Source organism: Bartonella sp. DB5-6, from assembly GCF_000278115.1.
GTDB classification, from domain to species: Bacteria; Pseudomonadota; Alphaproteobacteria; order Rhizobiales; family Rhizobiaceae; genus Bartonella; species Bartonella refiksaydamii.
The window spans coordinates 86,031-97,568 of sequence record NZ_JH725121.1 but is presented as its reverse complement, the minus strand read 5'-3'; the positions used below and the strand labels follow the sequence as shown (position 1 = coordinate 97,568).

Here is an 11,538-nt window from a genome sequence, read left to right as displayed (position 1 = left end):
ACACGATTTAAGCCTGTTTCATATTTTTGAATTTGTTGGTAGCTTACACTTAAAGCATGCGCTAATTGTTTTTGAGACATTTTCAACATTTTTCGCCTAAAACGAATTCTCTTGCCTACAAAAATGTCGTTGAGAGTTTTGGTTTGCACTTTAGAGCCCCCCGCCGGTTGCGAGCGCCCTCGCATTGGTATTCCGAGGTCTGGAAGTACTGAGTTCTAGTCAGCCTTTTTGCTTTTAGTGCTTAAAGCACCTAGACATAGCAAAAATCTCCCAGAGTCCCAAGATATCCATAGTATGGGCGCATTTATAATAGGTTAATTTTTACGTTTGGATTTTAGAGGGGGCGTTCTCTTTTGGTCGTTGTGGACACGAACAAAACATTTTTTAAATTATAAAGCAATTTCAGGGGATTGTAGTAAAAATTAAGATAGTTTTTCTCAACTTATAATTTTTAAAAATGAGGGGGAATGTTTCTCAAACTTTTATATCCCCCAATGTTGCAAGAGCTCTTGCATTTGAGAGCATTCATAAAAAGCATTTTTATGACTTTCTTGAAGAGTTTTTTTTCCATACACCAACCTCACTTGTGACGAGCAAGGAAGTGTGATCGTTCTGGTGACTAGCATCCTTCATAAACGTAAAGATGATGATGCTCAATGGGATTTTGATAATATTGTATCTCAGGGGGAGGGATGAGATGGAAAAAGTTTAGATGTTTTTCGTGAAACAATAGACAATGCGCATTTCTTGCTCTATGACCACAGAAATGCTTTTTTGAACCAAAGAGGGAATGTATGAACCAATACCCTAAATGTCCTCACTGTGGTGGTCTTTACACTTATGAAGAAGGTGAAAATTTTGTGTGTCCTGAATGCGCACATGAATGGTCACAAAAGAGTGAAGATTCTGTTCCTTCCGATATTGTTTATGATGCTAATGGTCAGGTTTTGACGAATGGGGATAGTGTTATGGTGGTAAAAGACCTTAAAGTAAAGGGCGCTGCATCCGTTCTCAAAAGTGGGACTAAGGTGAAAAATATTCGCCTCGTGGATGGAGATCATAATCTTGACTGTAAGATCCCTGGGATTGGACAGATTGGATTAAAGTCAGAATTTGTTAAGAAAATTTAGTTGTTATATAGTTTGTAAGGCGCTTTCTTCTTTGATGAAATGCATTTGTATGCATTTGAGATTACTGCTGGAGAAGGTTTTTTCAATTTTTTGATTTTTTAAAAAAGACATGTTCTGGTAATGAGGTGAATCCTAGGGGGCTGCGTATACCTCACTCTTGCATGGTATTGCTTTATGAAAAAATGTTCTCGTGGCATCTTTTTTTTTCGGCGTGTTTTATATGGAGTAATATGGTGTGTTCGGGGATATGACTTGGTTTTTATAATGGCTCTTAAGGGGTAGTATTTCGCTGTCTCGTTTGTTTTTTATCGATGTTTGTGGGGCTTCATTTTTATTGTGGCATAGCTTCAACACCTAAAACTTCTGGAATAAAGTGCCGTAAAAGATTTTCAATACCATGTTTTAGCGTTGCGGTTGAAGAGGGGCATCCAGCGCAAGCACCTCGCATATTGAGGTAAACAATACCATTTTCAAATCCGCGAAAAGTGATATCTCCACCATCGTTGGCAACGGCTGGGCGGATACGTGTTTCAAGAAGCTCTTTAATTGTTAGCACGATATCAGCATCTTTTTCGTCATAAAACTCTTCATTAAGGGCGTGGGTTTGCGCTTGTGTTGTCGCGTTGGTGGTAACAACTGGGTCATTGGACAAAAAATGTTCCATAATTGTGCCTAAAATGACTGGTTTAAGATGTTGCCATTCTCCCTCTTTTTTGCTTACAGTGATAAAATCATAGCCTAAAAAGACACCATTGACATTTGGAATATTAAACAGTTTAGCAGCTAAAGGCGAATTTTTAGCCGCTTCTTCACGATCACGAAATTCTAATACGCCCTCGGAAAGGACCACACGCCCTGGCAAAAATTTCAACGTTGCAGGATTTGGTGTGGTTTCAGTTTGAATAAACATACACTTTCCTTTTATGGTTAGGGATGAAAATGGTCATTGAATATAGAATATGCATTTAGGCAATAGATTCAATATCTTCATCCGCAAGATTGCTCGGAATGACAGTGACAGGGATTGAAAAAGCTGTTCCCCGATTACCAATGAGTTGGATAAGCGGTCCTGGTCCTTCTGTATGTGCACTGGCCGCTAAAACAATGAGCGAAATCTCCTTATCTTCGTCGATTAGTTTGGAAATTTCATCAATTTTCTTGCCTTCACGTATAACAATCTCTGTTTCAAGACCATGCGTGGTGTGTACATCATTGGCAATTTCTCCCAATACTTTATGAGCACTTTGCGTTGATTCCGTTCGCATCACGTTGTTTACACCCAGAAAATGTTGAAATTCTACGCTGTCAACAACACAAAGCAATATCAATGTTCTATTGGTATTTTTAGCATGTTGTGCGGCAAAAGCAACGGCACGGCGACACTCTGGTGTTTCGTCGATAATCACTAAAATTTTTCGCTTATGCTCTGTTTTTGCATTTTTTCGCTTAGAAACCATGTATCTCCCCTCCTTTTTTGGTGAAAATATTTCAAATCAACCTTGTTCAAATATCTAAGTAAAGGTAACTTTGAAAAAGTTTCAATAGAATTTTTCAGATAGCGCAATTTTAGAGAAAAATTGAATAAGAGTGTGTTTAAAAGAAGCTCCTGTGAAATTATATTATGAACTGATGGTTAATATTTTTTAAAATGGCGGGGGGACAAAGAGTTGTACTACGATTTAAACAAAGCGCTTTCCTATAATGCACTATGGAATTTTTTAGATAGTAATAGAGGATTAGGAAAAACATTTAGCGCGTTACGTTTTGTCTGTAATGCTTACAAAAAAAGAAATGAACAATTCATATACGTACGTCGCACACAAAAAGAAATTCAACGTGTAAAAGATGCAATGTTTATTGCTTTAGAAAAACAAGGCATTATTAAACCATGTGAATTTAGATGCAAAGGTGAACATATCCTTTATAATTCAGAAATTTACTTAGATGAGTTAGAAAAGTTCTCTCAAGGTAGAGAAGAAACTGAAGCAAAAATCAGTACAAAAATATCGTACAGACTACCACCTCTATTTAAAGCAAAAAATGACATGCTTTGCGGGTATTTAATCTCTCTATCTTTAGCTAACCAATACAAACACTGTTCTTTCCCTAATGTTAAAACAATCATTTTTGATGAATATATTTGTGAACAAGGAAAATATTTAAAGAATGAACCGGAAAAATTAATTAGTCTATGTGAAACCGTATTTAGGCTCCGTGATGATGTTCGTGTAATATGCCTTGGTAACAGCGTATCACATTACAATCCTTATTTCGATTTTTTTGATTTAAGAAATCATCATACTAATGAATTTTCATTCTTTCGTAAAAAATTAATTTTAGTAGGTCATACCTTCGGAAAAGAATTTGTTGAGAAGAAAGTGCAAACAAAATTCGCTAAATCAATTAAAGAGACAGCATATGGATCATTCGTATTAGATAATAATGCTCTTAAGACTAATGATGATTATTCATTCATTGATAAAATGAAATCAATACCTAAAACACCTTATTTTAACCTCATCATTCAAAGCCAAAAATTAGCTGTCTTTTTTGCATCTGATAAGTTGTTCATTAAAAAAGGTTTTAATAAAGATTATATTACCTACAGTATGGATAACATTTTATACGAAGGTGCAATTAAAGGGAGCATTTCAAAAGATCATAAACTCAAACAATTAGCTAAATTTATAAGGGATGGTGATGTTTGTTTTGAAACAATGGATGTTAAAAGAGTTATGGAATCATTCATCAAAAAGGTTTGAAATAGGAAAATCAATTGTTTCTCCTATTCTGTAAATATCGTTGTTTATAGCAATGATATGGGCATAGTAGAGATAACGGTGGTCTCTCGTGTGAGGGGGTGTCTTTTGTAAGAGGGAAAGATATTTCCTCAAAATTCGGGTATAACTTCTTTTTTATTTTTTACAGCTATTTTCATTGTCTCATGTCTTATGCAAAAATCCAACGATTTCACGGATTTTTTTCATATTTTTTTCTGCTAGAACACTGGCACGTTGTGCACCATCGTGCAAAACAGAGTCAATATAATCGCTTTCTTGATGCAGTCGACGCAGTTCCCCTGTGATGGGTGCAAGCTTGTGGACGGCAAGGTCAGCTAAGGCTGTTTTGAAAAGTGAAAATTGTTTTCCAGAAAACTCTAAAAGGGCCTTTTCTTTACTTATTTGGGCAAAAGCCGCATAAATACCAAGAAGATTGTCAATCTCTGGTCGTCCTCCTAAAGCTTCCAATGTGTCGGGAAGAGGCGCGGAATCGGTTTTTGCTTTGCGTATTTTTTTTGCAATAAGATCAGCATCATCGGTCAAATTAATGCGTGAAAAATCTGAGGGATCTGATTTTGACATTTTTTTTGTACCATCACGCAAGGACATTACACGCATGGCTGTTTTTCCTATCAGCGCTTCTGGCATGGGGAAAAAGCCTTGTCTTTTTTCCTCATTCATTTGCATTGAAATATCAAAATTCAAATCTGCAATGCGGTGCGCGTAGTCGTTATTGAATTTTTGCGCAATATCGCGCGTGAGTTCAACGTGCTGTTTTTGATCTTCACCCACCGGAACATGCGTGGCACGGTAGAGCAAAATATCGGCAGCCATCAAACTTGGATAAGCGAAAAGTCCTAGGGACGCTTTTTCACGATCTTTTCCTGCTTTATCTTTAAATTGTGTCATGCGTTGGAGCCAACCGATACGGGCGATACAATTTAAAATCCATGCAAGTTCGGCATGTTGAAAAACCTGAGACTGGTTGAAAATAATGTGTTTTTGAGGATCAATTCCCGCAGCTAAAAAAGCTGCTGTGGCAGCTCTAGTTGATTCACTTAAAGTTTGTGGATCTGGGTTCACTGTAAGTGCATGCATATCAACAACGCAATATAGACAGTGATAAGATGTTTGCAATTCAACCCAATGTTTTATGGCTCCAAGATAATTGCCAAGATGTAAGTTACCACTCGGTTGTACGCCGGAAAAGACAAGCGGTGTAAAGGTGTCCATAGAAAAGTTCTTTCTTAAGTCAGGTTATTTATTTTGTGTTTTGTGTCAAAGCGTTTTTATGAAAGCAAGATAAAATATTAGAGGTATTTTTTGAAATTTTTGAGGGTGCGGAAAAAGGAACGCGTGTCAAGTAAAAAATAAGCACCCAAATATACCAAGAATATGACAAACATTATCCCTGCAAAGGTGCTGGCACGCAAGAAAAACGACGCATGTGAGGATAAAGGAAAAGACAAAAAACCAAGCATATTAAGCAGATAATGAAGGGTTACACTGCTTAAAACAGTGATGAGTATCAGACAAGAAATGCGTTTTATCAGTTGTGCATCGTATTTCCAATAGCTGCGTTTGATGAGAATGCCACAAAGCAATAGTGTGTTGACCCATCCAGAGGTAATTTCGGCAATGACAATACCTCGTGCTGATAAAGAAGGAAATAATGTTAAGGCAAGACCAATATTGATGAAAACGCAAATGCCGGTGACAATCATCGGTGTTTTTGTATCTTCATGAGCAAAAAAACTAGGAATAAATACCTTGATCAGGACAAAAGCTGGAAGTCCTAGCCCGTAAAGTTCAAGTAACTGTGCAACATGGTGTGTTGAAACACTGGTAAATTGTCCACGCTCAAAAAGCAAACTGACAATGGGGGTGGAGAGCATTAGAAAAGCAACGGATGCGGGTAGTGTTAACAACAGGGTTAATTCAATAGAGCGGTTTTGTAAATCATGTGTTTCTTTGTGCTGCTTGCTGCGTAGAGCTCTTGTTAATTCTGGTAAAAGAACTGTTGCAATGGCAATTGCTATCACGCCTAGGGGTAATTGGTAGAGACGATCAGCATACATCAAAGAAGATACAGCACCCGATTGGCTAGAAGCAATGTTGGTATTGATGAGCAAATTGATTTGTGTAATGCCTCCCGTGATGGCAGCAGGGAATGCTAAAGTGAGAAGTTTGCGAACATTGGGGCTAAAATGAGGATGACGGAGAAAAATTTTCATGCCACTTTGACGCAAAGCAACCGCGATCAAGGTGAGTTGCAGGATTCCCGCTGCTAAAACCCCCCAAGAAAGATTTAAGCCGATATTCCAAGCGTCAAGCTGATAGATCCACGCATAGGCAAGTACACCAATAAGAATAATATTCAAAAAAAGGGGAGCTATGGCTGCAATAAAATAGCGCCGTAAGGCATTTAACATTCCTCCCATCATTGCTGCTAAAGACATACATGTTAAATAGGGGAACATGATCGCGGTAAAATGGACTGTGGCGTTAAATTTTGTGGTATCCTCTGTAAAACCTGGAGCAATAACCGTTCGTACTAAAAAAGGCATGCTTAATTCCATGACAATGGTTAAAAGTAACAGCAACGAAAAGAGAACGCCAAACACTTCTTCTGCAAATTTGCATGCGGTTTCTTGACCATCTTCGGTAATTTTTTTTGAAAAAAGGGGAATAAAAGCTGCATTAAAGGCACCTTCAGCAAAAAAACGGCGGAATGTATTGGGAAAACGAAAAGCCGCGTTGAACGCGTCAGAAACAGGACCAGTACCCAACGCTGCTGCCATCAGCATTTCGCGTACAAAGCCAAAAATACGACTCATCAGGGTTCCGGAAGCAACAGTTGCAAACTTTTTAATCAAGGTCATAAAGATACATCAGCTTTGTTATGAAGAAGAAGTGATTAATAAAGCCTTTTTAGATCATAAAAACCTAATTAGTGTGTTAATATAAATATTCTTTTGTAAAGCTAAAGCGTTTTACGATGGTGTTCACCCTTCTGTCAATAAGAGCGTATTCATACTCTTTGAGCTATAGTTGTTGTTGCTATGTTATCGTTTGATTACTTACATAAAATATTAAAGTCTCTTTTTACAATTTTGGAGATAGGAGGCAATGTCACGAAGAGATAAAGAGCGGGGAAAATGGGTAAGCCTTATTTATTTGGTGCTTTGTTGCATTGGTTCTGAATAGTATACGCGTGGCATTTAGGTGTTTTTTACCGTTTATTGCTGGAGTATATCGCTTTGCGTTCCAAATCCTCGCTTATTATTAAATGTTTTTTTACATACCAGATTGATAAACTAAAAATTCAGCTTCGTAGAGTGTTTAAAAAGTTTGTTTACTTTTATACTAATTCAAAACGTTTGAAGTTCTAAAGAATACCTCATATGTACAAGATAACTTAAACAAAATAGAGGACTTTTTGTTTTTCGCGTTTTCCGTTTTGCTTCCTGAAATTATGCTCACATATCTTCTCTCTTAAAAGAAAATGGTCAAAAGAGGAGAGTGATCTAAAAGTATGATGATCCAACTTAAAAAAGAGCTAAAAATTTATGGATATGTAGTCATTAATTTTATGCTTCCAGATTTATGCCGTTGAATGTTTTGTTGCGGCACTCTTTTTGCTTAATGGATTTTATCAATTTCTTTTTGTTCATTACGGATTGACCGAAATTGGGGCATGTTCTCGTGTAGATTTACTCCAACTTGCTGCTGCGCGTTCCTTGGATTGGCGGTGAAGAAAATGCTCTGGTTGCATATTCAGTTGTATTTCTTTTCCCTGTTGGAAAATTTTTGCAATTTCCTTTGCGTTATTTACTGAGGTGCCAATAGTTTTAGCGAGCTCTTGGTAATTCTTTTCCCTTATAGCTTTTTGTTCACACGGTGAGAGACGCTCTTGTAATTGAAGCATATAGGTATTTATTTGCATCCGCAGTTCAGGAGATTGCGCTAAGAATTCTTGCTGTTGTTCTTTAGGCAGAGAAAAGAGATTTTTCATCCATTGACTAGGCGTTTTTACTGATTTCTCACAGCGTTTTTGCTCTAGCTGATGGTTTTCAAGAATGTCTTTTCCCACCTGTCTTACAGTATATACATAATCAAAAATGGCGTGGCTTAAGGGCAAAATATTTTCTTCAGCATGCGCACGTGCACCACTTTTTATGCCACATATATTGATACCACGCAGTCTATGAATAGATTGAGGAAAACTTTCAATTTGTCGTGCAAATTTTTCTCCTTCAACAATATTTTCACTTGTCATTGGAATTTTAATTTCCGACATTTTGTTTTGCAAAATATACGGATCACCATAAACAATCTTACACAATTCTTCGATTTTTCTTGTGCTTTTTTGGACTAATGCGCTGTTTTGAACCCTTTCATTAATTTCATCTCTTGTAAGAGGTGCTATTTTTTCTCTTGGGATTAGCGTTTGTTGAAAGTCTTGAGCCCTTGGCACTGTAAAAGAGAGGGCATCACCAATTTTTAATGTTTTGAGTTGTTCTGGTGTGAGATTGTTTTTATTTCCTATGATGAAAGAACCATTAACATCAACCATGAAACCATTTGCTCCACTGCCTCTATAAAAGCCCCTATAGGTTTCACCTTCTTTGGTTGTCATAACAAGGCGATGATTAATACTTTCAAGTCCGATAGTTTTCATGTGGTCCATGAATTCCTTTAAAATAAGCGTCTTTTCTGGATTGGAAATATCGTCAAGCAGATCTTTTATCGCTTTTGAATCGCCTGATTTTAGTGACTCAATACTGGCAAGCTTCATGCGTTTTTCTGTTACAAGAGAAAAGTCCAGTTTGTGACCTGCAATTTGCCCAAGCTTTTCAAAAAACACCCGTTGTGTGCGCCCATTCCCTTCTCGGAAAGGATGCGTGTAGTTTAACAGTATCATCATTTCAGTTGCATTTTCAACAAATGCTTCGCGGGTTAAGCCTTTTAAATTATTCTTCTCGTTCAGTATTTGATCTAAATTGTTAAGACCTTCCTGGACCTTTTCCCCCGCTGCAAAAGAAATGCCTGCTTTTTTCATTTCTGGCATACAGGCAACGCTCCCATCTTCAAAGGTAAAGGCTTTTTCGCGGGTATGTCCGGCCCATTCAAAGGTGTTTTTAAATAAAGTGCGATGAATATAGAGGAGATATGCAGATGTTAACCTTTGTGGTGGTTCTTCTTGGCGCAGATTAATGATTGCTTTTGCTGAATCGTGGGCACATTGCATTTTTAATTTGCTATAATTCTTTATTCCATATTTATTTTTCAGCGTGATACTATTTGGGTAAATAAAATTACGTGGTGATATATTCCCTTCTTGCACTTCTAAAGATGAAGACCTTTTTCTAAAGGGGTGAGGTGCTATTTCTTCTTTTGGAGTAAGTGTTTCTCTCAGGTTTTTAGCCCTTGGCTCCGTAAAAGGGAGGGTATCACTAATTTTCGATATTTTTTGCTGTTCTGGTGTGTGAGACGCAGAATGGTTTGTTTGGTTATTTTTCATAAATATTTCCTTTCACGCGTTTTAGACCAACATTTGTTTTGAAGGACTCTTTACGGTTCTTCCCTCTTTTACTTTGTAGTTTTTATCCAAAGGAAAAAGTCCTTTTTGACGCAAAAAATTTTGCTTTATTCGTAGGGTCCGTAGTCAATGTTTATTATTATGAACTGTTATTTTATTGTACAACTTTATCAGTCAGTTAGATAAATTGAGGGGGGGGGTGATACTGTCTGTAACATTACACAATACTCCTTGGTGCAATACTCCCTAGTGCAATCTACGTAAAATGACTGCACAAAGAAATTATATTAAAAACAAGAGGCTATGAAGTTTAGCTGGTTAACGCCATTGCTTTTGAGGCGCCCACTTTCCGCGACTGAACGTCCGGTGAGCTTATCGACATGGAGTTTTCAGCAGATTCTAGATGCCTTTTTATTGATGAGCGTTCAGGCAATTGAGGAGATTGCGAGAGGCTTTTTTGTTTTTGCATGCTTTTATCTTGCTCGGGAGATTGTTCCTGATGTGTTTTTACAATCTCTTCTCTGACTTTTTTTACAGTTTTGGTATAATCATCAATGGCAGCACATAGAGAAGGAACAGCGCCTTCAGCATGTTTGCGTGCACTATTTTTTATGCCAAGCACTTGTTTGCCAGCAAGCGAAGAAAACATTGTAGGCTGATTTGCAACTTGCCATGAGAGTTCTTCTCCCAAAACAGGATTTTTTTGCACATCTTCAGTGTTATATTGAAAAATAAATGGGTCTTTATAAACAATGTTACACCAATTGTAAATTTCTATTCGAGCCCGTTGAACAGAGTGATCATTTTGAACTCTGTCGCTAATTTCCTTATGCGAGAGAGGAGGGGTTCTTTCTTTTTCAGCTGTAAGTGACTGTTGCTGATTTTTAGCGGTTTGCTCTCTGTGTGTTTTTTGTTCTGTGTGAGAAGCAGGCAAAATACTCTCTTGTCTGTGTTTTTCTGGTATTGTCACTGTGCGTGGTCGAGCACCAAGCCGGTTCCATTCAGTTTGCATGGCAGTTTCAACAGCTTCTTGGTGTCTGTTCGTTGGTGAGCGTTCAGGCAGTTTAGGAGATTTCGATAAGCTTTGCTGTTTTTGCATGCTTTTATCTTGCTCTGGAGGCTGTGTATGGCGTTTGTGTTTTTCTTCTTGGCCTTGTATAAGGTGCTCTTTTGCGTGTTTTATAGCCTCAGCATAACCTTCAATGGCTTCACCTAGACGTGTAAGAGCATTTTCAGCCTGTTTGCGTGTATCACTTTTAAAGCCATAGACATTGTAACCAGCAAGTCTACCAAATATATGAGGGTGTGTTTTAACTTGCCATGCAAGCTCTTCTCCCATGGCAGGAGATTTGTTAACTTCTTCAAGCCTATGCTGCAAAACGCTTGGGTCGCCATAAGCAATTATGCACCAATATACGATTTCTGTGTGACAATATTGGACCGCTGTATTGCTTTGAACTCTGCGTACAATTTCCTTTTGCGAAAGGGCTGCCTTTTCTTGTCCAGGTTTGCGTGGCTTTTGTAGATCTTCAGCCATTTGCTTTAGGTCTATTGACTTTCTATGGAGTGATTGTTCTGCCAGATGGACGTGAAAAACATTCTCTTTTGCCTGTTTTACAATCTCGGCATAATTTTCAATGGCGAGACACAGAGATGAAATATTTTCTTCAGCCTTTTTGCGTGCTCGATTTTTTATGCCAAGAACTTTTTTTCCAGCAAGATTAGCAACAAGCTTAGGATTTGCTGCAATTTGCAATGAAATGCTTTCTCCAAGGAAAGGATTTTTTTCAATTTCCTCAAGTTTTTTCTGAAAAATATCTGGGTTCCCATAAACAGTTTGAGACAAACTTTTGATTTCGTCTTTACAGCCTTGGACAAACATATTGTTTCTAATTTTCTGGATGAGTTCCTCTTTCGGGATAGATGTACTTACTCTTGATGAAGAAACCGTTGCATATATGGTTTTATCTTTTTGAGTGGCTATATTGCTTTTTTCTCTGTTTTTTGTAAGAGGCGGTGTCTTTCTCACAAGCTCTGCATATATAGTTTCATTCTCTTGTGCGGCTGTGTTGCTTTGTTCTTTGTC

At 37.6% G+C, this 11,538-nt stretch carries 9 protein-coding genes; 2 read left to right on the top strand and 7 right to left on the bottom strand.

Annotated elements, in window-relative coordinates; all coding sequences use genetic code 11:
- The coding region (locus tag MCO_RS11590; protein WP_007553662.1) for a helix-turn-helix domain-containing protein at nt 1-185 on the bottom strand (185 nt) is incomplete at its 3' end.
- 609 nt (nt 186-794) lie between these two features.
- On the opposite strand from MCO_RS11590, the gene MCO_RS07845 reads away from it, so the two are divergent.
- Complete coding sequence (locus MCO_RS07845; RefSeq protein ID WP_007553659.1) at nt 795-1,130, top strand: zinc ribbon domain-containing protein YjdM; 336 nt, start codon at nt 795-797, stop codon at nt 1,128-1,130.
- A 331-nt stretch (nt 1,131-1,461) separates the two neighbouring features.
- Here MCO_RS07845 and MCO_RS07840 read toward each other — a convergent pair whose 3' ends face one another.
- Both MCO_RS07840 and MCO_RS07835 read right to left on the bottom strand, forming a co-directional pair.
- Entirely contained in the window at nt 1,462-2,040 is a 579-nt protein-coding gene (locus MCO_RS07840) for a NifU family protein (protein WP_007553658.1), read from the bottom strand.
- 55 nt (nt 2,041-2,095) lie between these two features.
- Nucleotides 2,096-2,587: a universal stress protein gene (locus MCO_RS07835; RefSeq protein WP_007553656.1), complete on the bottom strand. Its 492-nt coding sequence runs from the start codon at nt 2,585-2,587 to the stop codon at nt 2,096-2,098.
- Between the two features lie 210 nt (nt 2,588-2,797).
- Here MCO_RS07835 and MCO_RS09855 point away from each other — a divergent pair, with 210 nt between their 5' ends.
- Nucleotides 2,798-3,892: a phage DNA encapsidation protein gene (locus MCO_RS09855; protein ID WP_007553654.1), complete on the top strand. Its 1,095-nt coding sequence runs from the start codon at nt 2,798-2,800 to the stop codon at nt 3,890-3,892.
- A gap of 180 nt (nt 3,893-4,072) precedes the next feature.
- Here the strand turns inward: MCO_RS09855 and trpS are convergent, their stop codons facing one another.
- From trpS to MCO_RS07810, 4 genes are all read right to left on the bottom strand, one after another.
- A complete protein-coding gene (gene trpS / locus MCO_RS07825; RefSeq protein WP_007553652.1) occupies nt 4,073-5,143 on the bottom strand; it encodes a tryptophan--tRNA ligase in 1,071 nt (356 codons plus the stop codon).
- Between the two features lie 77 nt (nt 5,144-5,220).
- Nucleotides 5,221-6,792 carry a murein biosynthesis integral membrane protein MurJ gene (gene murJ / locus MCO_RS07820; protein ID WP_081488158.1) on the bottom strand — a complete coding sequence of 524 codons (1,572 nt, stop codon included), beginning with the start codon at nt 6,790-6,792 and terminating at the stop codon, nt 5,221-5,223.
- A gap of 791 nt (nt 6,793-7,583) precedes the next feature.
- On the bottom strand, nt 7,584-9,434 hold the full coding sequence (locus MCO_RS07815; RefSeq protein ID WP_007553648.1) for a BID domain-containing T4SS effector: 1,851 nt from the start codon (nt 9,432-9,434) through the stop codon (nt 7,584-7,586).
- Between the two features lie 328 nt (nt 9,435-9,762).
- On the bottom strand, nt 9,763-11,538 hold a 1,776-nt coding region (locus MCO_RS07810; RefSeq protein WP_007553646.1), incomplete at its 5' end, for a BID domain-containing T4SS effector.

Bases quoted from the DNA above. Each gene is read 5' to 3' on its own strand.
- MCO_RS07845 (WP_007553659.1), top strand. From the start codon at position 795: ATGAACCAATACCCTAAATGTCCTCACTGTGGTGGTCTTTACACTTAT.
- MCO_RS07840 (WP_007553658.1), bottom strand. From the start codon at position 2,040: ATGTTTATTCAAACTGAAACCACACCAAATCCTGCAACGTTGAAATTT.
- MCO_RS07835 (WP_007553656.1), bottom strand. From the start codon at position 2,587: ATGGTTTCTAAGCGAAAAAATGCAAAAACAGAGCATAAGCGAAAAATT.
- trpS (WP_007553652.1), bottom strand. From the start codon at position 5,143: ATGGACACCTTTACACCGCTTGTCTTTTCCGGCGTACAACCGAGTGGT.
- murJ (WP_081488158.1), bottom strand. From the start codon at position 6,792: ATGACCTTGATTAAAAAGTTTGCAACTGTTGCTTCCGGAACCCTGATG.
- MCO_RS07815 (WP_007553648.1), bottom strand. From the start codon at position 9,434: ATGAAAAATAACCAAACAAACCATTCTGCGTCTCACACACCAGAACAG.